This is a genomic window from Pedococcus ginsenosidimutans (assembly GCF_039544395.1).
GTDB classification, from domain to species: Bacteria; Actinomycetota; Actinomycetes; order Actinomycetales; family Dermatophilaceae; genus Pedococcus; species Pedococcus ginsenosidimutans.
This window is the reverse complement of sequence record NZ_BAABLO010000012.1, coordinates 283,572-303,461: the sequence shown is the minus strand read 5'-3', so window position 1 is coordinate 303,461 and position 19,890 is coordinate 283,572. Positions and strand designations below refer to the sequence as shown.

The window sequence follows — 19,890 nt, the reverse complement described above, 5'->3', positions numbered from 1 at the left end:
GCATGTCCACACTCGAGATCCGCAACCTGCAGGTCACCGTCGAGACCGAGAGCGGCACCAAGGAGATCCTCCGCGGCGTCGACCTCACGGTGAAGTCCGGCGAGACCCACGCGATCATGGGCCCCAACGGGTCGGGCAAGTCCACGCTCGCCTACTCCATCGCGGGCCACCCCAAGTACACCGTCACCGGGGGCACCGTGACCCTCGACGGTGAGGACGTCCTCGCCATGAGCGTCGACGAGCGCGCCCGCGCGGGCCTGTTCCTGGCGATGCAGTACCCCGTCGAGGTCCCCGGCGTGACGGTGAGCAACTTCCTGCGCACCGCCAAGACCGCCATCGACGGCGAGGCGCCCAAGCTGCGCACCTGGGTCAAGGACGTCAAGGCCGCCATGGGTGACCTGCGCATGGACTCGGCGTTCGCCGAGCGCAACGTCAACGAGGGCTTCTCCGGCGGCGAGAAGAAGCGCCACGAGATCCTCCAGATGGAGCTGCTCAAGCCCAAGGTGGCCATCCTCGACGAGACCGACTCAGGCCTCGACGTGGACGCGCTGCGGATCGTGTCCGAGGGCGTCAACCGCGTCAAGGACGGCACCGACGTGGGCGTGCTGCTCATCACGCACTACACGCGGATCCTGCGCTACATCAAGCCCGACTTCGTCCACGTCTTCGTCGACGGCAGGATCGTCGAGGAGGGTGGCCCGGAGCTGGCCGACCGCCTCGAGTCCGAGGGCTACGACCGCTACGTCGGCGCCTCGGCCTGACCGCCGACCCGGCCACGACGACGACCCCCACCGCTGCGATGTCCTCGACCCCCATGTTCAGCGACGAGGAGCTGGCCCGCATCCGGGCCGGCTTCCCGATCCTGTCCCGGACCGTCCGTGACGGTCGCTCCTTGGTCTACCTCGACTCGGGCGCGACGTCACAGCGGTACGCGGGGGCGCTCGACGCCGAGCGGGCCTTCAGCGAGGAGGTCAACGCCGCGGTCCACCGTGGCGCCCACCAGCTGAGCGAGGAGGCCACCGACCGCTACGAGCGCGCACGCGCCGTCGTGGCGGGGTTCGTGGGCGGCGCGGCGGACGAGGTGGTGTTCACCAAGAACGCCACGGAGTCGCTCAACCTCGTCGCCTACGGCTTCTCCGGGTCCGTCGCCGGGCAGGCGAAGGATCCCAAGCTGGACCTGGGGCCCGGTGACGAGATCCTCATCACCGAGATGGAGCACCACGCCAACCTCGTGCCGTGGCAGGAGCTGGCCCGCCGCACCGGGGCGACCCTCCGCTGGGTCGGGGTGACCGACGAGGGTCGGCTCGACCTCGACGGCACCCACGGGCCGGCGCTCGGCGAACTGCTCACCGAGCGCACCAAGGTCTTCGCGTTCACCCACGTCTCCAACGTGCTGGGCACCGTCAACCCGGTGCGCCGCCTCACGGAGGCCGCCCGGTCGGTCGGCGCGCTGACCGTCCTCGACGCCTGCCAGTCGGCCCCCCACCTCGCGCTCGACGTCGCCGACCTCGGTGTCGACTTCGCGGCGTTCTCCGGCCACAAGATGTACGGGCCCACCGGGGTCGGGGTCCTGTGGGGCCGGCACGAGCTCCTCGCCGCCATGCCGCCGTTCATCACCGGCGGCTCGATGATCGAGACTGTGCGGATGGAGGGGACCACGTACGCGGCCCCGCCGCAGCGCTTCGAGGCGGGCTCGCCCAACGCCGCGCAGGCCATCGGGCTCGCGGCCGCCATCGAGTGGCTGCAGGAGCTGGGCATGGACCGCGTCCACGCCCACGAGCACGCCCTCACCGAGCGCCTGCTCGCCGGGCTCGCCGAGCGCTCGTGGGTCCGGGTCGTCGGCCCGGTCGACGGCACCGACCGGGGGAGTGCCGTCGCGTTCGTCGTCGACGGTGTCCACGCGCACGACGTCGGCCAGGTGCTCGACGACCAGGGTGTCGAGGCGCGCGTGGGCCACCACTGCGCCTGGCCGCTGCACCGCCGCCTGAGGGCGACGGCCACGACGCGGGCCAGCCTCGCGGCCTACACCACGCCCTCGGAGGTCGACGCGCTGCTCGTGGCGCTCGACCGCGTGCCCGACGTCTTCGGGGTGGCCAGCTGATGGACCTCTACCAGGAGCTCATCCTCGAGCACTCCAAGCGACCCCACCACGCGGGCCTGCGGCAGCCGTTCGGCGCCGAGGTCCACCACGTCAACCCCACCTGCGGCGACGAGGTCACCCTGCGCGTCGACGTCGAGGGGGAGGGCCCCGAGGCGGTCGTGCGCGACGTGTCCTACGACGCCCTCGGCTGCTCCATCTCGACCGCCTCGACGAGCGTCCTCGCCGACGAGGTGATCGGCCGCTCCGTCCGTGAGGCCATGACGACCCACGAGGCGATGCGGCGGATGCTCACCTCCAAGGGCGAGGACGCCGGCGACGAGGACGTCATCGGCGACGGCGTCGCCTTCGCCGGGGTCGCGAAGTACCCCGCCCGCGTCAAGTGTGCTCTGCTGGGATGGATGGCGTTCACCGACGCGTTGCACCAGGCAGGCATCGACACCAGCACCACGGCCGGCACCAGCTCCGCAGCCGACACCACGAAGGAAGTCACACGATGAGCGACACGACCACCGCCACCCCCAACGTCGCGGACGTCGAGGAGGCCATGCGCGACGTCGTCGACCCCGAGCTGGGCATCAACGTCGTCGACCTCGGCCTCGTCTACGGCATCACCGTCGACGCGCAGCGCCACGCCGTCCTCGACATGACCCTCACCTCTGCGGCGTGCCCGCTGACCGACGTCATCGAGGACCAGACGGCCCAGGCCCTCGAGGGCCTCGTCGCGTCCTACCGCGTCAACTGGGTCTGGATGCCGCCGTGGGGTCCCGACAAGATCACCGACGACGGCCGCGAGCAGCTGCGCGCCCTCGGCTTCAACCTCTGACCCACCCCGCCACCTCGACGACGCCGCCACAGCCGTGAGCCGCGTCGTCGAGGTGTCCCCGGAACGCCTCGATGGCTGGCTCGAGCGGTTCGCCGCCAACAACCCCGGACCCGAGGCGCGGCAACGCATCTCGGGTCGCGAGGACTTCGCCCACGACCCCTTGGGGGTGCTGCTCATCCGTCGCGGTGGGTATGCCGTGGGGCTGGCTCGCGGGGCCGCGTTCGCCGACTCGAAGGTCGGCACCCGGCACGTCCAGTCGCGGACGGCCGCCGGCGGCTGGTCCCAGCAGCGGTTCGCCCGCCGGCGTGGCAACCAGGCCGACGAGCTCGTCCGCGCCGTCACGGAGCACACCCTGCGGATCCTTCCGTCGGGTTCGGTGGAGGGGCTCGTGGTCGGCGGCGACAAGGCGCTCGTCCGGGCGGTGCTCGACGACCCGCGGCTGGCACACCTCGACGGCCTGCCGCGCCGCGACCTCTACGACCTCCCCGACCCCCGCCGCGCCGTCCTCGAGGAGGCCCTCAAACGGGCGCGGGCCGTCCGCGTGACGATCGAGGACCTGGCCGGGCCGCGGGCCTGAGGTCGGCTAGACGTGGTGCTGGGCGATGTTGACCACGGTCCCGCCGGGTGCCCGGACGAAGAACCGGCGTACTCCCCACTCCTCGGTGACGAGAGGGTGGACGACCTCGACCCCCGCCGCCTGCACCTGCGCCCACGCCTCGTCGACGTCGTCGACCTTCACCGTGAGGGCCGAGTCCTCCGGCGCGGTCGCGTCCCGGGTGACGAGCTGTACGTGGGCCCCGGTCACGGGGTCGGTGAGGCGGGCCACCCAGCCCAGGTCCATCTCGGTGGACAGGCCGAAGAGGCCGGACCAGAAGCCCTTGGCCTCCTCCAGGTCGGGGACGGTCAGGTTGGCCGTCACTGCCATGACACGCACGACGACTACTCGACGTTGGCGACGCTGAAGGTGTCGCAGTCGTTGAGGTTGCCGCTGCGGTAGCCGGTGGTGAACCACTTCTGCCGGGCGGCAGCCGACCCGTGCGTCCACGACTCGGGGCTGACACGCCCCTGGGTCTTCTGCTGGATCCGGTCGTCGCCCACCGAGGCCGCCGCGGAGAGGGCGTCGTCGATGTCCTTCTGCGTCAGGGGCTTGAGGAACGTCGTCCCCTTCGCGTCCTTGGTCTGCGTCGCGTGGTTGGCCCAGACGCCACCGAGGCAGTCGGCCTGGAGCTCGACCCGGACGCCACCGCTCTGCTCTCCCTGGGGGTCCTGCTGGGCGCGGTCGAGCAGGCCGAGGATGTCCTGGATGTGGTGGCCGTACTCGTGCGCCACGACGTACTCCTGGGCCAGCGGGCCACCGCTGGAGCCGAACTGCTCGGTGAGTATCTGGAAGAAGCTCGCGTCGATGTAGACCTGCTTGTCGAGCGGGCAGTAGAAGGGGCCGACCTGGTTGGAGGCGGTCCCGCACGCCGACTGGGTGGTGCCGTTGTAGAGGATCGTCCTCGCCGGCGTGTAGCGGCGCTGGTAGCGAGGCAGCTCCTCGCTCCAGAAGGCCTGCACGGAGTTGACCGTGGCGATGACCCGGCAGGTGTCGTCGCGGTTGGCGTCCGCGCCGGTCTTGCACTGGGCGAAGGCGTTGGGGTCCTGCGAGCCGCCCGGCTCGACCTGGCCGGTGCCCCCCGTGCCGGGGTCGGTGCCGGTGCCGCCGGGGAGCGAGCCGGGGTTGATGCCGAAGACCAGCGCGATGATCAGCAGGATGATGCCGCCGATGCCACCGCCGACGACCATGCCGCCGGGACCCCCGCCGCTGCCGCCGGAACCCACCTGCGAGGTGTCCAGCTGCACGTCGTCGTTGAAGCTCATCTGCCCTCCACGGCATCGGGCGTGCACTCGAGGTCGAGCGACGTCGGTAGACTAGTGATCTCAGCCGCTGCGCGGCGCCCGCGCAACCTGTGCAGGGCGCGCTGCCGGGCCGAGCGCGCGGACCGTCCGGCACCGATGCCAGGGGTCCGTCCCCGGCGGGGCTGGACTACCCGAGCCTCCTGTTGCACCCACCTGACCATGTCTGGAGTACGTCTGTGATCGCCGCCAGTGGGATCGAGCTGCGCGCTGGCTCCCGCCTCCTCCTCGACGGCGCCACGTTCCGCATCGCGCCCGGTGACCGCGTGGGCCTCGTCGGCCGCAACGGTGCCGGGAAGACGACCCTGACCAAGGTGCTGGCCGGCGAGGCCCAGCCGGCCGCCGGCCAGGTGACCGCGAGCGGTGAGGTGGGCTACCTCCCGCAGGACCCGCGTACCGGGGACCTGCACGTGCTCGCCCGCGACCGGATCCTGTCCGCCCGCGGGCTCGACCGGATCATCCGGCAGATGCGCGAGGCCGAGGGGGCGATGGCCAGCGCCGACGACGAGACCCGCGACAAGGCCATGCGCCGCTACTCCCGGCTCGAGGGCGAGTTCACCGCCGCGGGCGGGTATGCCGCGGAGTCCGAGGCCGCGTCCATCGCCAGCGCCCTGGCGCTCGAGGAGCGCATCCTGGGTCAACCGCTGTCGACGCTGTCCGGTGGGCAGCGCCGCCGTGTCGAGCTGTCGCGGATCCTGTTCTCCGGAGCGCAGACGCTGCTGCTCGACGAGCCCACCAACCACCTCGACGCCGACTCCATCGGCTGGCTGCGCGACTACCTCAAGGGCTACCAGGGTGGTCTCGTGGTCATCAGCCACGACGTCGAGCTGCTCGACGCGGTGGTGACCAGGGTCTTCCACCTCGACGCCAACCGTGGGGAGCTCGACCTCTACAACGTCGGCTGGAAGCCCTACCTGCAGCAGCGGGAGACCGACGAGCGGGCCCGCAAGCGCGAGTACGCCAACGCCACGAAGAAGGCCGCCGCCCTCATGGAGCAGGCCGAGAAGATGCGGGCCAAGGCGACCAAGGCCGTCGCGGCGCAGAACATGATCAAGCGCGCCGAGCGCATGCTCGCCGGAGTCGAGGGGGAGCGGACCACCGACAAGGTGGCCAAGCTGCGCTTCCCCGACCCGGCCCCGTGCGGCCGCACGCCGCTGCGCGCGAGCGGGCTGTCGCGCTCGTACGGCAGCCAGGAGATCTTCACCGACGTGGACCTGGCCATCGACCGCGGCTCCCGCGTCGTCGTGCTGGGGCTCAACGGTGCCGGCAAGACCACCCTGCTGCGCATGCTCGCCGGCGCCGACACCCCTGACACCGGGCAGGTCGAGCCCGGCCACGGGCTCAAGCTCGGCTACTACGCCCAGGAGCACGAGAACCTCGACGTCTCCCGCTCGGTGCTCGCCAACATGAAGTCGGCGGCGCCCGACTCGTTCGGCGAGACCGAGGTCCGCAAGGTGCTCGGCTCGTTCCTGTTCAGCGGTGACGACGTCGACAAGCCGGCCGGAGTGCTCTCCGGTGGCGAGAAGACCCGCCTGTCGCTGGCGATGCTCGTGGTCTCGTCCGCCAACGTGCTGCTCCTCGACGAGCCCACCAACAACCTCGACCCCGCCTCGCGCGAGGAGATCCTCGGGGCACTGCGGACCTACAAGGGGGCCGTGGTGCTGGTCACCCACGACGAGGGGGCCGTGGAGGCGCTGGAGCCCGAGCGCATCCTGCTGCTGCCCGATGGCATCGAGGACCACTGGGGCCAGGACTACCTCGACCTCATCTCCCTGGCCTGAGCGCTCCCTCCCGACTTCTTGCCCGTAGGGCACCGCCCGGCGGGTGTGTCAGGCCCGTTCGCGCACCGTACGGGCAAGAAGTCGCAGGACCCGTGGATCAGGCCGGAAGTCCTACCGGTTCGGTAGGCGATGGGGTCGGATAATGGACGGTTATGCAATCCATAACCGAAGCGCGACAATGGACGGGTGACGCAGACCTCCACCCGTCCTCAACGCCAGGCCGGCAAGGCCACCGGAGCCTGGGCCGACGGTGACCGCACCCCACTGAACGCCAACGAGGAGTTCAAGCAGGCCGACGACGGCCTCAACGTCCGGGCCCGCATCGAGGAGGTCTACTCCCGCGAGGGCTTCGGCTCCATCCCGGGGGAGGACCTGCGGGGGCGGATGCGCTGGTGGGGCCTGTACACCCAGCGCAAGCCCGGCATCGACGGCGGCAAGACCGCGACGCTCGACCCCGCCGAGCTCGACGACGAGCACTTCATGCTGCGCGTGCGCAGCGACGGCGGTGCCCTCACCGGCGAGCAGCTGCGCACGGTCGCCCGCATCAGCACCGAGTTCGCGCGCGATACGGCCGACATCACCGACCGCCAGAACATCCAGCTCCACTGGATCCGCATCGAGGACGTCCCGGAGATCTGGCGCCGCCTCGAGGCCGTGGGGCTGACGACCGCGGAGGCGTGCGGCGACACCCCGCGCGTCATCCTCGGCTCCCCGGTCGCCGGCATCGCTGCCGACGAGGTGCTCGACGGGACGCCCGCGGTGCGGGAGATCCTCGAGCGCTACATCGGGAGCCCGGAGTTCTCCAACCTGCCGCGGAAGTTCAAGACCGCCATCTCGGGGTCGCCGAGCCTCGACGTCGCCCACGAGGTCAACGACATCTCGTTCGTCGGGGTCGAGCACCCTGAGCACGGTCCCGGGTTCGACCTGTGGGTCGGCGGCGGCCTCTCCACCAACCCGATGTTCGCCCAGCGCCTCGGCGCCTGGGTGCCGCTGGAGGAGGTGGCCGACGTCTGGAAGGGCGTCGTGTCGATCTTCCGCGACCACGGCTACCGCCGCCTGCGCAACCGCGCCCGCCTCAAGTTCCTCATGGCCGACTGGGGTCCGGAGCGGTTCCGGCAGGTCCTCGAGGACGACTACCTCGGGCGCAAGCTGGTCGACGGCCCCCCGCCGTCGCAGCCCTCCCGCCACCGCCGCGACCACGTCGGCGTCCACCAGCAGAAGGACGGCAACGTCTGGGTGGGCGTGGCCCCTGTCGCCGGGCGGGTGAGCGGCACGACCCTGTACGGCGTGGCGGAGCTGGCCGAGCGGCACGGGTCCGGCCGGGTGCGGCTCACGGCCCACCAGAAACTCCTCGTCCTCGACGTGCCACCGCAGGACGCCGACGCGCTCCAGGCGGGTCTGGCGGAGCTGGGCCTGCCCGCCGACCCGAGCGAGTGGCGACGAGGGCTCATGGCCTGCACCGGCATCGAGTTCTGCAAGCTCGCCCTCGTCGAGACGAAGGCGCGGGCGGCCACCGTCATCTCGGAGATGGAGCGGCGGCTCCCCGAGTTCGACGTGCCGTTCTCGTTGCACATCAACGGCTGCCCGAACTCCTGCGCGCGCACCCAGGTGGCCGACATCGGGCTCAAGGGCATGGTCCAGACCGACGACGACGGCAACCTCGTCGAGATCTTCCAGGTGCACCTCGGGGGCGGGCTCGGCTCCGAGCCGCAGCTGGCCCGCAAGACCCGCGCCCTCAAGGTCCGGGCCGTGGACCTGCCCGACTACGTCGAGCGGCTCGCCGGCCGGTTCCTGGAGCAGCGCGAGGACGGCGAGTCCTTCGCCCACTGGGCACACCGCGCCGAGGAGGACGACCTGCGATGAGCGACAGCCCCCGCGCGAGCGTCATCTACTACTGCCCGTTCTGTGCAGAGGAGGACCTGCGCCCCGTCGAGGAGCCCCGGGGCGGTTGGCGCTGCAACGCCTGCGCCCGGGTCTTCACCGTCCAGATGGCCTCCCTCGACACCACCCGCATCCCGGGCCGCGTCCGGGAGGAAGCCGAGCTCCACCGAGGAGGTCCGTCATGACCGCAGCCACCACCCACACCCGCGACGTGGACAGCTCCGCCGGCGCCGACGAGCTGCGGGCCCTCGCTGCACGGGCCGAGAAGCGCTTCGCCGCCCTCGAGGCGCAAGGCGCCCGGGCGTCGTACGAGGAGAAGGTCGAGCTGTCGCGGGAGGTGCTGCGGTGGGCGGCCGACACCTTCGGCGACCGGCTGACCGTGGCGTCGTCGATGGGCGACGAGGTGCTCGTGCACCTCGTCGGCACGACCGTCCCCGGCGCCGACGTCTTCTTCCTCGACACGGGGTACCACTTCGCCGAGACGCTGGGGACGCGCGACGCCTACCAGGCCATGCTGCCACTGCGGATCCGCACGATCCTGCCGCTGCTCACCGTGCCGCAGCAGGACGAGCGGTACGGCGCGAAGCTGCACGACCGCGACCCCAACGCCTGCTGCGCCATGCGCAAGGTCGAGCCGCTCAACCGGGCACTGTCGACCCACGACGCCTGGGTCACCGGCATGCGTCGGGTGGACGCCCCGACACGCACCGACATCGGGCTCGTCGGCTGGGACGCCGCCCGCGACATGGTCAAGCTCAACCCCATCGCAGGGTGGACCGACCAGGACGTCGACCGCTACGTCGAGGAGCACGGGGTCTTCCTCAACCCGTTGCGCCAGGAGGGGTACGCGTCGATCGGCTGCGCGCCCTGCACCCGCCCCGTCGCCGAGGGCGAGGACCCCAGGGCCGGCCGCTGGGCCGGCAAGGACAAGACCGAATGCGGGCTGCACACATGACGACGACTGCCGCGCGGGCGCTGCCCGCCCACTACACCCTCGACCACCTCGACCACCTCGAGTCGGAGGCCGTCCACATCTTCCGCGAGGTCGCGGGCGAGTTCGAGCGGCCGGTGATCCTCTTCTCCGGCGGCAAGGACTCGGTGGTGATGGTGCACCTGGCGCTCAAGGCGTTCGCGCCCGCGCCGCTGCCGTTCTCGCTCCTGCACGTCGACACCGGGCACAACTTCCCGGAGGTGCTCCGCTACCGCGACGAGACGGTCGAGCGACTCGGGGTGCGCCTCGTGGTCGCCCACGTGCAGGACTACATCGACGACGGCCGGCTGCGTGAGCGGCCCGACGGCACCCGCAACCCGCTGCAGACGGTGCCGCTGCTGGATGCCATCGAGGCCAACAGGTTCGACGCGGTCTTCGGTGGCGGCCGTCGCGACGAGGAGAAGGCCCGCGCCAAGGAGCGCGTCTTCAGCCTGCGCGACTCGTTCGGCGCCTGGGACCCGCGGCGGCAGCGCCCCGAGCTCTGGGACCTCTACAACGGCAAGCACGCCCCGGGTGAGCACGTGCGGGTGTTCCCCCTGTCCAACTGGACCGAGCTCGACGTGTGGCGCTACATCGAGCGCGAGGGGATCGAGCTGCCGGACCTCTACTACGCCCACGAGCGTGAGGTGTTCGCGCGCGACGGCATGTGGCTGTCGGCGGGGGAGTGGGGCGGCCCCAAGCCGTCGGAGGAGGTGCAGACGCGCCAGGTCCGCTACCGCACCGTCGGTGACATGAGCTGCACGGGCGCGGTCGACTCCGACGCCACCGACGTCGCCGGGGTGATCCTCGAGCTCGCCGGGTCGCGCCTCACCGAGCGCGGTGCCACCCGGGCCGACGACCGCATGTCCGAAGCCGCCATGGAGGACCGCAAGAAGCAGGGCTACTTCTGATGACGACGACGCAGGCCACCACCCGCGACCTCTCCTCCCGCGACCTCTCCACCCACGACAGCGAGGCCACCGTGAGCGCACCGACCGCCACCGACCACGCAGCGCCGGGGACGACCCACCGGCACGACCTGCTGAGGCTGGCCACGGCAGGGTCCGTGGACGACGGCAAGTCGACGCTCGTGGGACGTCTCCTCTACGACACCAAGTCGGTGCTGGCCGACCAGCTGGACGCCGTGGAGCGCGTGAGCCGGGAGCGTGGCCTCGACGCCGCCGACCTCGCGCTGCTCACCGACGGCCTGCGCGCCGAGCGGGAGCAGGGCATCACCATCGACGTCGCCTACCGCTACTTCTCCACCGCCACGCGCTCCTACGTGCTCGCGGACACGCCCGGCCACGTCCAGTACACCCGCAACATGGTGACCGGCGCCTCGACGGCCGAGCTCGCCCTCATCCTCATCGACGCCCGGCACGGGGTGGTCGAGCAGACGCGTCGCCACCTCGCCGTCACCGGCCTGCTCGGGGTGCGGCACATCGCGGTGGCCGTCAACAAGATGGACCTCGTGGACTGGGACCAGTCGCGCTTCGACTCGATCGTGGCCGAGTTCTCCCGCCACGCAACGCGTTTCGGCATCGACGACGTCGTCGCCGTCCCTGTGTCGGCGCTGTTCGGCGACAACGTCGTCGACCGCTCCGACCGCGCGCCCTGGTACTCCGGGCCGACGCTCCTCGAGCACCTGGAGGCCGTGCCGGTGGGCACCGACCCGTCAGCGCAGCCGCTGCGGGTGCCGGTGCAGTACGTCATCCGGCCCCAGCGCGGTGAGAGCCGGGACTACCGCGGCTACGCGGGCCGGCTGGCGAGCGGCGTGGTCCGCCCCGGCGACGAGGTGGTCGTGCTGCCCGGGGGCAGTCGCAGCCGCATCGCGGGCATCGACCGCTCCGGGCCCGACGGCCGGCTCGAGCAGCTCGACGTGGCGTTCGCGCCGCAGTCGGTGGTGCTGCGCCTGACCGATGACGTCGACGTGTCGCGCGGCGACCTCATCGCCGCCGCGGACGAGCCGGGCCTGGTGACGCGTTCCCTGTCCGGGACGGTTGCCGTGGTCGACGACCGGCCCGTGCGGCAGCGCGACCGCGTGCTGCTGCGGGTGGGCACCCGCACGGTCCGGGCAATCGTCGACGACGTCGTGGACCAGCTCGACATCGAGACCATGGAGCAGCGGCCGGCCCCGGACGGCTTGGCACTCAACGCGATCGGGCGCGTGCGCATCCGACTCGCCGAGGACGTACCGATCGACGACTACCGGTCGCTGCGCCGTACAGGGGCCTTCCTCCTCATCGACGAGGCAGACGGCTCCACGCTCGCGGCAGGGATGGCCGACGCGCCCGACCGCAGCGTGGGCGAGGGCATCTGATGGGCGCCCCCGCCTACCCCCTGACGCTCGACCTCGCCGGTCGCCGTGTGGTCGTCGTGGGCGGCGGGCCGGTCGCAGCGCGTCGCGCGCGCGGGTTGCTCGAGGCGGGCGCTGCGGTGGAGCTGGTCGCGCCGTGGGTGTGCGAGGACGTGGTCAGCCTGGCCACGCGTGGCGAGATCGTCTGGCACGAGCGGGAGTTCGTCTCCGGCGACCTCCTTCTCCCCGAGGCTGCGTGGCTCGTCCACACGGCGACCGGCGACCCGCTGGTCGACGCCCAGGTGGCGGCTGAGGCCGACGCGGCGCGTATCTGGTGCGTGCGCGCCGACGACGCCGGTGCATCCTCGGCCTGGACGCCCGCCGTGGCGAGGGGCCGCGTGGGTCGGGCGAGCGAGGGCCTCACGGTCGCCGTGACCGCCGGCGGCGACCCCCGCCGGGCCGCCGCGGTGCGCGACGGCGTGCTCGCGGCCCTCGACAGCGGCACCCTCCCCGTACGCCGCGTTCGCCAGACCACGCCGCCCAACGCGCCGGCGACCGGGCGGGTCGCCCTCGTCGGTGGAGGGCCCGGCGCCGAGGACCTCATCACGGTCCGCGGTCGCGCCCTGCTCGCCGAGGCCGACGTCGTCGTGACCGACCGGCTCGGGCCCCGGTCTCTGCTCGGCACGCTGGCCGCGGAGGTCGAGGTCGTGGACGTGGGCAAGACGCCGGGCAACCACCCGGTCAGCCAGGAGCGCATCAACGAGCTGCTCGTGCACCACGCCTCCCTGGGCAAGCGCGTCGTCCGGCTCAAGGGTGGCGACCCCTTCGTCCTCGGGCGCGGTGGCGAGGAGGCCCTGCACTGCGCGGAGCACGGCATCCCCGTCGAGGTCGTGCCCGGCGTGACCTCCGCCGTGTCCGTGCCGGCTGCGGCCGGCATCCCGGTGACGCACCGTGGCATCACCGCCAGCTTCGTGGTCGCCTCGGCCCACGACGGCGCCGACGCGGTCCTGCGTGCCGCGTCCGACGCGGCACCGGACGCCACGCTGGTGCTGCTCATGGGCGTGACCCGCCTGGGTGACACCGCGCGGGCCCTCATCCGGTCGGGCCGTCGTGCCGACACGCCGGTGGCCCTGGTCGAACGCGGCTGGACCCCCGAGCAGCGCACCACCGTCACGACGCTCGAGCGTGCGGCCGAGGACGCCCTCGCCGCGGGGGTGCGGGCGCCCGCCGTCGTCGTCGTCGGTGACGTCGTGTCGGTGCGCAACAGGCTCGGCGACCTGTCGGGGGAGTAGCGTCCACCCGGTGAGCACCGAGCCCGACATCGTCCTGCTGGCCCACGGGTCGCCCGACCCGCGGCACGCGCGCGGGGTCGAGACCCTGGCCGACCACGTCCGCACCCTGGCGCCCCACCGCCCGGTGCACACGGCATACCTCGACCACCACGCCCCGTCGCCGCAGGAGGCCGCCGTGGGCCTCGGGACCCGCGCGATCGTCGTCCCCGTGCTGCTGACGCCGGCCTTCCACGCCAGGGTCGACGTGCCGGCAGCGGTGGGCGTCATGGCCTCCGGCTCGGGCTCGGAGGTCGGCGTGGCCCCGGCGCTCGGCCCGCACCGGCTGCTGCTCGACGCGGCCGAGGAGCTGCTCGCGGCGGAGGGCGTCCTGCCGGACCCGGCCACCGCCGTCGTCCTCTACGCGGCGGGGTCGAGCGACAGTGACGCCGTCGCCACGGTGGGGAAGACCATCGCCGCGCACCCCCGCACCGGCTGGGGCTTCTGGGGCGTGGCGGCGCTCGACGGCGGGGCGACCCTCGAGCAGGTCCTCCGGATCATGCCCGACGAGGTCGAGCGCACCGTCGCCGTGCCGTTCATGGTCGCCGAGGGGATTCTGCGCGACCGGATGGCCCAGCACTGCGGACGCGCCGGGGTCACCATGGTCTCCGGGGCCCTCGCACAGACCGGCGCCATGGCTCAGCTGGTCCTGGAGCGCGCCGGTAGCCTGCCCGCGTGACCGAGGCCGCCAGCACACCCCACCCGCACCTGCGCGTCTCCCGGGAGGGGGCCGTGCTCACCGTCACGCTCACCAACCCCGAGCGGCGCAACGCCCAGGTACCCAGCCTCTGGACCGCCCTCGCGGAGGTCGCCGACGGGCTCGACCCGCAGGTCCGCGTCGTGGTGCTCAGGGGAGAGGGGCCGTCCTTCTCCGCCGGGCTCGACCGGTCGGTCCTCGCACCCGGGGGCGCGGACGGCGAGCCGGACCTCCTCGCCCTCGGCGACGACGAGTCCGCGGTCGCGGAGGTCATCGCCCGGTTCCAGCGCGGCTTCACCGCGTGGGGTGAGGTGCCCGCCGTGGTGGTGGCCGCGGTCCAGGGCCACGCCATCGGTGCCGGCTTCCAGCTCGCCCTCGCGGCGGACCTGCGCGTCGTGGCCGACGACGTCCAGCTCGCGATGCGGGAGACCTCGCTCGGGCTGGTGCCGGACCTCGGCGGCACCGGGCCCCTGGTCCGGCTCGTCGGCCCGGCCCGCGCCCTCGAGATCTGTGCGACGGGACGGTTCGTGGGGGCGCAGGAGGCCGTGGCCACGGGGCTGGCCAACGTCGCGGTGCCGCGGGCGGACCTCGCGGCCACCACCGCCGACCTGGTCGCTGCGCTGCTCGCGGCGCCGGAGGCCGCTTTGCTGGAGCTGAAGCCACTGCTCCGCTCGGCCGCCGTCCTCGACCGCGACGCCCAGCTCGCAGCGGAGCGCGAGGCCCAGGCGCGGCTCCTCAAGGGTCTCGCCGCGCGCTAGCCCCGCCCGCGCACGGCGTCGACCGGTACCCCGCCGGACCCACTGTCGGTGGTCACGACGACCATGGGGAATGCCGTGGGCTCTCCACGACGTTCCACGGCGTGACTGGAGGAGGACCACTGTGAGCATGTCCGGATGGGCAGCGATGCGTTCGTTGGCGAGGGACGACTCCGTCAAGGACCGCAAGCTCGCCCCTGGAACCGCGCGCAGGGTGCTCGGCTACGCCGCCCCGTTCCGCCGGCAGATCGTCGTCTTCCTCGTGCTCGTGGTCGTGAGCGCCGCCCTCGTCGTGGCGACACCACTGCTGCTGAAGCAGCTCATCGACAGGGGCATCACGGCCCGTGACCGCTCGGTGGTCATCGAGCTGTCGCTCATCGTCGCGGCGCTGGCGCTGGCCGACGGCGCCCTCACCCTGGTGCAGCGGTGGTACTCCAGCCGCATCGGCGAGGGCCTCATCTACTCCTTGCGCACAGAGGTCTTCAACCACGTGCTGCGGCAGCCGATCGCCTTCTTCACCCGGGCCCAGACCGGGGCGCTGGTGAGCCGCCTCAACAGCGACGTCATCGGCGCGCAGCAGGCGTTCACCTCGGTGCTCTCCAGCGTCGTCAGCAACATCGTGTCGGTGACCCTGATCGTGGTCGCGATGGCGTCGCTGTCGTGGCAGCTGACCCTCGCCTCGCTCGCGCTGGTGCCGTTCTTCCTCGTGCCCGCCCGCGTGATGGGCCGGCGCCTGGCCGGCATGACCCACGCGCAGATGGGCCTCAACGCCGACCTCGGCTCGCGGATGACAGAGCGCTTCAACGTCGCGGGGGCCCTGCTCGTCAAGCTCTTCGGCGACCCCCGCCGCGAGGACAGCCAGTACGCCGAGCAGGCCGGCCAGGTGCGTGACATGGGGGTCAAGATCGCCCTCAACCGCAGCGTCTTCTTCGTGGCGCTGACCCTGGTCGCCTCGCTCGCCACCGCCATGGTCTACGGCGTTGGCGGCCTGATGGCGGTGGGCGGCTCGCTCAGCGTCGGCACGCTGCTGGCCCTCACGGCCCTGCTCGCGCGCCTCTACGGCCCGCTGACGACCCTGTCCAACGTGCGCGTCGACGTCCTCACCGCGCTGGTCTCGTTCGAGCGGGTCTTCGAGGTCCTCGACCTCAAGCCGCTCGTCACCGAGCTGCCCGGCGCGAAGCCCATCCCGGCGGGGCCCGTCCGCATCGAGGTCGAGGGCGTCGCGTTCCGCTACCCGTCGGCGGACGAGGTCTCCCTCGCCTCCCTGGAGAGCGTCGCGGCCGGTGACCGCAAGGGCTCGGGCCTGGTGCTGCGTGACGTCGACTTCGAGGTCGAGCCCGGACAGCTCGTGGCCCTCGTCGGCCCCAGCGGTGCCGGCAAGTCGACGATCACCGCCCTGCTGGCCCGGCTCTACGACCCGACCGCCGGCACGGTCCGCGTCAACGGCCTCGACCTGCGCCACGCCACGACCGCCTCGGTGGCGGCCACCGTCGGCATGGTCACGCAGGAGGCACACCTCTTCCACGACACCATCCGTGCCAACCTCACCTACGCCGCCCCCGACGCGACCGACGACCAGGTGGTGGCCGCGCTCAAGGCCGCCCAGGTCTGGCCGCTGGTGAGCGCCCTCCCGGAGGGCCTCGACACGGTCGTCGGTGACCGCGGGCACCGCCTCTCCGGTGGGGAGAAGCAGCGGCTCGCCCTGGCCCGCCTGCTGCTCAAGAGCCCGGGCCTGATCGTCCTCGACGAGGCCACCGCGCACCTCGACAGCGAGTCGGAGGCGGCGGTCCAGCGCGCGCTCGACACGGCGCTGCGCGGGCGCACCGCCGTGGTCATCGCCCACCGGCTGTCGACGGTGCGGGGTGCCGACCAGATCCTCGTGGTCGACGGCGGCCGGATCGTCGAGCGCGGCACCCACCGCGAGCTCATGACCCGTGGCGGGGTCTACCGCGACCTCTACACGACGCAGTTCGCCGACCAGGAGACCGACGTCCCCGCCTGACGCGACCTGCGGGCAGGGGACGGGGTCAGCCGTCCTCCTCGTCCCAGATCCGTGTGCGCCTGGGGCGGGGAACCCTTGCCGTCGAGGTGGGTTCGCCGGGCTCGGGCAGCCCCTCGCGGTACTCACGCCGGGCGCCGAACCACACGAGCACGAAGCCGCCGACCATGCCCATCCACCACTGGAACGCGTAGGCCTGGTGCGGCCCGAGGTCGGTGTCCGGGGCCTCCAAAGCCGTCGGTCGCGGCGGTGCCGTGCCATCGGCGAGCCGCTCCACCTCGAGGTCGACGTAGGCGCCCAGCACCGGGCTGCCGACCTGCCGGCTCGCCTCGCCGAGGTTGATGCTCGCGAGCTGCCCCTGGGGCATCGACTTGCCCAGCGACGGCTCGGACCGCCGCAGCCACCCGGTGATCGTGACCTGCTGCGTCGGGGCGGCCGGGACGGACGGTGCGGACTCCGCGGTCTTGGCGTTGACCACCCAGCCCCGGTCCACCATCACGGTGCCGCCCCCGGAGACGGTGAACGGCACGAGGACCTCGTAGCCGTAGGTGCCCTGGTACGGACGGTTGCGCACGAGCAGGGTCCTGTCCACGGCATACCTTCCCGTGGCCTTCACCCGGGTCCACTCCTGCGAGAGCGGCATGGGGGTGGTGCCGAGCACCTCGGTCAGCGACCGGGGCTGGGCGGAGTAGTGCGTGTTGATCCGGTCGGCCCTCGCAGCCTTGGCCTCGTACCGGTGCCACTGCCACTGGCCGAGGAAGAACGCGGCCACGGCGAAGCCGGTGGCGGCTGCCAGGGCTCCCAGCCAACGCCGCGATATGAGAACCCTGAGCACTTCATCACGGTACCCGGCCTAGGCTGGGGACCATGACCGGCCTCCCGTTCCCGACCGTGCGCGGCGCATCGACCGCGCTGGAGGCTGCAGGCGGCCCTCCTGAGGGCACCGTGGACCTGCCGGACCGCTACGGGCGGGTGGCCCGGGACCTGCGGGTGTCCGTCACCGACCGGTGCAACCTGCGCTGTCGCTACTGCATGCCCGCCGAGGGCCTCCCGTGGTTGGCCAAGCCTGAGATGCTGACCGACGACGAGCTCGTACGGGTCATCGGGGTGTTCGTCCGGCTCGGTGTGCGCCAGGTGCGTCTCACCGGGGGAGAGCCCATGCTGCGACGGTCGCTCGTCGACGTCGTGCGCCGTGTAGCCGCCCTCGAGCCGCGCCCGCGCATCGCGATGACCACCAACGGCGTCGGGCTCGACCGGCTGGCGCAGCCGCTGGCCGACGCAGGCCTCGACCGGGTCAACGTCAGCCTCGACACGATCGACCCCCAGGAGTTCGCAGACCTCACCCGGCGGGACCGGCTCCACGACGTCGAGGCGGGCCTCAAGGCCGCCGCCACGGCCGGGCTCGTGCCCGTCAAGGTCAACGCCGTCGCGATGCGCGGGATCAACGACGAGTCGGTGACCGACCTGCTCCAGTGGTGCCTCGACCGCGGTTACGAGCTGCGCTTCATCGAGCAGATGCCCCTGGACGCCCAGCACGGCTGGGACGCCTCCACCATGGTGTCCTCGCAGGAGCTGCACGAGCGCCTCGCCGAGCGGTTCCGTCTGACGCCGCTGCCGCAGGAGGACCGGGGTAGCGCGCCGGCGGAGCGGTTCCTCGTCGACGGCGGACCCGCCACCGTCGGCATCATCGCGAGCGTCACGGCGCCCTTCTGCGCGGCCTGCGACCGCACCCGGCTCACGGCCGACGGCCAGGTCCGCAACTGCCTGTTCTCCCAGAAGGAGACCGACCTGCGCGGCCCGCTGCGCGACGGGGCGAGTGACGACGACCTCGCCCGGCTCATCCAGGGCGAGATGTGGCGCAAGGCCCCCGGCCACGGGATCGGCACCAGCGACTTCGTGCAGCCCGTCCGCCCGATGTCGGCGATCGGCGGCTGAGGCCGCACGGCGGCACCCGCCGGGCCGCGAGGGTCGTTCAGCCCGCCCCGGCGGGGATGGCGTCGGCGGCCACCGTCTCGACGAGGAAGCCGCGCACCGACAGGAACTCACCGAGGGAGACCCGGTGGTCCTCGCAGGCCAGCCACACCTTGCGGCGGTCGGCGTCGTGCAGCTTGGGGTTGTTCCACAGGTGCGCCCACGTCGCGGGCCGACGGCAGCCCTTGGCGCTGCAGACCATGCCGTCCATCAACGGCCGATCTGGGTGGGCCCGTCCCCACGAGGGGTGACGGGGGCCGAACCCGGTCCGGCGCCGCGGGGGGCGACGGCATTCACCATGACCACGGCGATGTAGGGGAGCACGACCGCCAGCACGGCCAGGGAACCCCACACCCACCACGGCGCGCCGGCGGTGGCGGTGAGGACCGCCCCGATGAAGCAGGCCGTGCGGATGCCCATCGTGACGAGGTAGCGGCGGATCCGGCCGGCCTGCTCGTCGGCGATGTTGGCCGGCGCCGACGTCACCGACTGGACGACGGGCTCGTCGGGGCGGTGGCGGCGGGAACGGGGCACCTGTCCACGATAAGCCGCCTGCGATGCGGTGTACCCATCGGTAGTCGATAGGGTCGCGCGCAGACGCCAACCGAGCACGGACGACACGGAGGAATCGATGGCAGGCCGCAACGTCCTGGTCACCGGGGGCAACCGGGGGATCGGGCTCAGCATCGCCCGGGACCTCCTCGAGGCCGGTCACTCCGTGGTCGTCACCCACCGCTCCGGTGAGCCGCCGGAGGGCCTGCAGGGCGTACGGTGCGAGGTCACCGACTCGGCCTCGGTCGACCGGGCGTTCACCGAGGCGGAGGAGCTGCTCGGCGGCCCCGTGGACGTGCTCGTGGCCAACGCCGGGATCACCCGCGACCAGCTGCTCATGCGGATGAGCGACGAGGAGTTCGACTCGGTCGTCGACACCAACCTCGCCGGTGCGTTCCGCTGCGCCCGCCGCGCCTCCAAGGGCATGATCCGCCTGCGCCGCGGCCGGATCATCTTCATCTCCAGCGTCGTCGGCCTCTACGGCTCGCCCGGGCAGACCAACTACGCCGCGAGCAAGTCGGGCCTGGTCGGGCTGGCGCGCTCCATCTCCCGCGAGCTCGGCGGTCGTGGCATCACCGCCAACGTCGTGGCCCCGGGGTTCATCGAGACCGACATGACCGAGGTCCTGCCCGAGGACCGCAAGAAGGCCTACCAGGCGAGCATCCCCGCCGGACGCTTCGGGCGGACCGAGGAGGTGGCTGCCGCGGTGCGCTTCCTCGCCTCCGACGAGGCGGGGTACATCACCGGCGCCGTGCTCCCCGTCGACGGTGGCCTCGGCATGGGGCACTGAGCCCCCACGACGCCCGGCCGCACCACCCCCACCACCAGATCGGAGAACCG

General features: G+C 72.5%; 22 protein-coding genes. 17 read left to right on the top strand and 5 right to left on the bottom strand.

The features are described from left to right. Positions 1 to 2: 2 nt before the first annotated feature. Genes sufC through ABEA42_RS16055 form a run of 5 tightly spaced genes read left to right on the top strand, consistent with a single transcriptional unit; the run spans position 3 to position 3,501 of the window. The gene (sufC, locus tag ABEA42_RS16075) at positions 3 to 761 is read left to right on the top strand and encodes a Fe-S cluster assembly ATPase SufC (RefSeq protein ID WP_345504887.1); all 759 of its coding nucleotides are present in this window, start codon (positions 3 to 5) and stop codon (positions 759 to 761) included. Positions 762 to 799: 38 nt separating this feature from the next. After that, positions 800 to 2,101, top strand: a complete 1,302-nt coding sequence (locus ABEA42_RS16070; protein WP_345504886.1) for an aminotransferase class V-fold PLP-dependent enzyme — start codon at positions 800 to 802, stop codon at positions 2,099 to 2,101. After that, positions 2,101 to 2,598: a Fe-S cluster assembly sulfur transfer protein SufU gene (gene sufU / locus ABEA42_RS16065; protein WP_345504885.1), complete on the top strand. Its 498-nt coding sequence runs from the start codon at positions 2,101 to 2,103 to the stop codon at positions 2,596 to 2,598. The genes ABEA42_RS16070 and sufU overlap by 1 nt, the downstream gene beginning before the upstream one ends. Beyond that, positions 2,595 to 2,924, top strand: a complete 330-nt coding sequence (locus tag ABEA42_RS16060) for a metal-sulfur cluster assembly factor (RefSeq protein WP_345504884.1) — start codon at positions 2,595 to 2,597, stop codon at positions 2,922 to 2,924. Before sufU ends, ABEA42_RS16060 begins: the two co-directional genes overlap by 4 nt. 34 nt (positions 2,925 to 2,958) lie before the next feature. Then, entirely contained in the window at positions 2,959 to 3,501 is a 543-nt protein-coding gene (locus ABEA42_RS16055; protein ID WP_345504883.1) for an acVLRF1 family peptidyl-tRNA hydrolase, read from the top strand. Between the two features lie 6 nt (positions 3,502 to 3,507). On the opposite strand, the gene ABEA42_RS16050 is transcribed toward ABEA42_RS16055, so the two are convergent. Both ABEA42_RS16050 and ypfJ read right to left on the bottom strand, forming a co-directional pair. After that, positions 3,508 to 3,849 (bottom strand): VOC family protein, encoded by a 342-nt coding sequence (locus tag ABEA42_RS16050; RefSeq protein ID WP_345505044.1) that lies wholly within the window; start codon positions 3,847 to 3,849, stop codon positions 3,508 to 3,510. Between the two features lie 14 nt (positions 3,850 to 3,863). Beyond that, positions 3,864 to 4,784, bottom strand: coding sequence for a KPN_02809 family neutral zinc metallopeptidase (gene ypfJ / locus ABEA42_RS16045; RefSeq protein WP_345504882.1), 921 nt, complete (start codon positions 4,782 to 4,784; stop codon positions 3,864 to 3,866). Positions 4,785 to 4,999: 215 nt separating this feature from the next. Between ypfJ and ABEA42_RS16040 the strand changes: the two genes are divergently transcribed. The 10 genes from ABEA42_RS16040 (at position 5,000) to ABEA42_RS15995 (ending at position 16,530) form a co-directional block, all read left to right on the top strand. Further along, positions 5,000 to 6,601: an ABC-F family ATP-binding cassette domain-containing protein gene (locus tag ABEA42_RS16040; RefSeq protein ID WP_345504881.1), complete on the top strand. Its 1,602-nt coding sequence runs from the start codon at positions 5,000 to 5,002 to the stop codon at positions 6,599 to 6,601. Between the two features lie 186 nt (positions 6,602 to 6,787). Further along, entirely contained in the window at positions 6,788 to 8,464 is a 1,677-nt protein-coding gene (locus ABEA42_RS16035; protein WP_345504880.1) for a nitrite/sulfite reductase, read from the top strand. Further along, a complete protein-coding gene (locus ABEA42_RS16030; protein ID WP_345504879.1) occupies positions 8,461 to 8,667 on the top strand; it encodes a hypothetical protein in 207 nt (68 codons plus the stop codon). The genes ABEA42_RS16035 and ABEA42_RS16030 overlap by 4 nt, the downstream gene beginning before the upstream one ends. Beyond that, positions 8,664 to 9,437 (top strand): phosphoadenylyl-sulfate reductase, encoded by a 774-nt coding sequence (locus tag ABEA42_RS16025; RefSeq protein WP_345504878.1) that lies wholly within the window; start codon positions 8,664 to 8,666, stop codon positions 9,435 to 9,437. The genes ABEA42_RS16030 and ABEA42_RS16025 overlap by 4 nt, the downstream gene beginning before the upstream one ends. Next, the gene (gene cysD / locus ABEA42_RS16020) at positions 9,434 to 10,363 is read left to right on the top strand and encodes a sulfate adenylyltransferase subunit CysD (protein WP_345504877.1); all 930 of its coding nucleotides are present in this window, start codon (positions 9,434 to 9,436) and stop codon (positions 10,361 to 10,363) included. Before ABEA42_RS16025 ends, cysD begins: the two co-directional genes overlap by 4 nt. Continuing rightward, entirely contained in the window at positions 10,363 to 11,772 is a 1,410-nt protein-coding gene (locus ABEA42_RS16015) for a sulfate adenylyltransferase subunit 1 (RefSeq protein WP_345504876.1), read from the top strand. Before cysD ends, ABEA42_RS16015 begins: the two co-directional genes overlap by 1 nt. Beyond that, the gene (cobA, locus tag ABEA42_RS16010) at positions 11,772 to 13,040 is read left to right on the top strand and encodes a uroporphyrinogen-III C-methyltransferase (RefSeq protein ID WP_345504875.1); all 1,269 of its coding nucleotides are present in this window, start codon (positions 11,772 to 11,774) and stop codon (positions 13,038 to 13,040) included. The genes ABEA42_RS16015 and cobA overlap by 1 nt, the downstream gene beginning before the upstream one ends. A gap of 10 nt (positions 13,041 to 13,050) precedes the next feature. Continuing rightward, positions 13,051 to 13,755 carry a sirohydrochlorin chelatase gene (locus ABEA42_RS16005; protein ID WP_345504874.1) on the top strand — a complete coding sequence of 235 codons (705 nt, stop codon included), beginning with the start codon at positions 13,051 to 13,053 and terminating at the stop codon, positions 13,753 to 13,755. After that, positions 13,752 to 14,531 carry an enoyl-CoA hydratase/isomerase family protein gene (locus ABEA42_RS16000; protein WP_345504873.1) on the top strand — a complete coding sequence of 260 codons (780 nt, stop codon included), beginning with the start codon at positions 13,752 to 13,754 and terminating at the stop codon, positions 14,529 to 14,531. The genes ABEA42_RS16005 and ABEA42_RS16000 overlap by 4 nt, the downstream gene beginning before the upstream one ends. 127 nt (positions 14,532 to 14,658) lie before the next feature. Beyond that, positions 14,659 to 16,530 (top strand): ABC transporter ATP-binding protein, encoded by a 1,872-nt coding sequence (locus ABEA42_RS15995; protein WP_345504872.1) that lies wholly within the window; start codon positions 14,659 to 14,661, stop codon positions 16,528 to 16,530. 25 nt (positions 16,531 to 16,555) lie between these two features. On the opposite strand, the gene ABEA42_RS15990 is transcribed toward ABEA42_RS15995, so the two are convergent. Next, complete coding sequence (locus ABEA42_RS15990; RefSeq protein ID WP_345504871.1) at positions 16,556 to 17,362, bottom strand: SURF1 family cytochrome oxidase biogenesis protein; 807 nt, start codon at positions 17,360 to 17,362, stop codon at positions 16,556 to 16,558. A gap of 32 nt (positions 17,363 to 17,394) precedes the next feature. On the opposite strand from ABEA42_RS15990, the gene moaA reads away from it, so the two are divergent. Beyond that, a complete protein-coding gene (gene moaA, locus ABEA42_RS15985) occupies positions 17,395 to 18,462 on the top strand; it encodes a GTP 3',8-cyclase MoaA (protein ID WP_345504870.1) in 1,068 nt (355 codons plus the stop codon). 37 nt (positions 18,463 to 18,499) lie between these two features. Here moaA and ABEA42_RS15980 read toward each other — a convergent pair whose 3' ends face one another. Together ABEA42_RS15980 and ABEA42_RS15975 are read right to left on the bottom strand one after the other, a co-directional pair. Further along, the gene (locus ABEA42_RS15980) at positions 18,500 to 18,709 is read right to left on the bottom strand and encodes a hypothetical protein (protein ID WP_345504869.1); all 210 of its coding nucleotides are present in this window, start codon (positions 18,707 to 18,709) and stop codon (positions 18,500 to 18,502) included. After that, positions 18,709 to 19,032, bottom strand: coding sequence for a DUF3099 domain-containing protein (locus ABEA42_RS15975; protein ID WP_345504868.1), 324 nt, complete (start codon positions 19,030 to 19,032; stop codon positions 18,709 to 18,711). The genes ABEA42_RS15980 and ABEA42_RS15975 overlap by 1 nt, the downstream gene beginning before the upstream one ends. 97 nt (positions 19,033 to 19,129) lie before the next feature. Between ABEA42_RS15975 and fabG the strand changes: the two genes are divergently transcribed. Next, positions 19,130 to 19,840 carry a beta-ketoacyl-ACP reductase gene (gene fabG, locus ABEA42_RS15970; RefSeq protein WP_345504867.1) on the top strand — a complete coding sequence of 237 codons (711 nt, stop codon included), beginning with the start codon at positions 19,130 to 19,132 and terminating at the stop codon, positions 19,838 to 19,840. The last annotated feature ends 50 nt before the right edge of the window (positions 19,841 to 19,890 follow it).

Coding starts and splice junctions, on each gene's coding strand:
- sufC (WP_345504887.1), top strand. CDS start 3: ATGTCCACACTCGAGATCCGCAACCTGCAGGTCACCGTCGAGACCGAG.
- ABEA42_RS16070 (WP_345504886.1), top strand. CDS start 800: ATGTCCTCGACCCCCATGTTCAGCGACGAGGAGCTGGCCCGCATCCGG.
- sufU (WP_345504885.1), top strand. CDS start 2,101: ATGGACCTCTACCAGGAGCTCATCCTCGAGCACTCCAAGCGACCCCAC.
- ABEA42_RS16060 (WP_345504884.1), top strand. CDS start 2,595: ATGAGCGACACGACCACCGCCACCCCCAACGTCGCGGACGTCGAGGAG.
- ABEA42_RS16050 (WP_345505044.1), bottom strand. CDS start 3,849: ATGGCAGTGACGGCCAACCTGACCGTCCCCGACCTGGAGGAGGCCAAG.
- ypfJ (WP_345504882.1), bottom strand. CDS start 4,784: ATGAGCTTCAACGACGACGTGCAGCTGGACACCTCGCAGGTGGGTTCC.
- ABEA42_RS16030 (WP_345504879.1), top strand. CDS start 8,461: ATGAGCGACAGCCCCCGCGCGAGCGTCATCTACTACTGCCCGTTCTGT.
- ABEA42_RS16025 (WP_345504878.1), top strand. CDS start 8,664: ATGACCGCAGCCACCACCCACACCCGCGACGTGGACAGCTCCGCCGGC.
- cysD (WP_345504877.1), top strand. CDS start 9,434: ATGACGACGACTGCCGCGCGGGCGCTGCCCGCCCACTACACCCTCGAC.
- ABEA42_RS16015 (WP_345504876.1), top strand. CDS start 10,363: ATGACGACGACGCAGGCCACCACCCGCGACCTCTCCTCCCGCGACCTC.
- cobA (WP_345504875.1), top strand. CDS start 11,772: ATGGGCGCCCCCGCCTACCCCCTGACGCTCGACCTCGCCGGTCGCCGT.
- ABEA42_RS15995 (WP_345504872.1), top strand. CDS start 14,659: ATGTCCGGATGGGCAGCGATGCGTTCGTTGGCGAGGGACGACTCCGTC.
- moaA (WP_345504870.1), top strand. CDS start 17,395: ATGACCGGCCTCCCGTTCCCGACCGTGCGCGGCGCATCGACCGCGCTG.
- ABEA42_RS15980 (WP_345504869.1), bottom strand. CDS start 18,709: ATGGACGGCATGGTCTGCAGCGCCAAGGGCTGCCGTCGGCCCGCGACG.
- fabG (WP_345504867.1), top strand. CDS start 19,130: ATGGCAGGCCGCAACGTCCTGGTCACCGGGGGCAACCGGGGGATCGGG.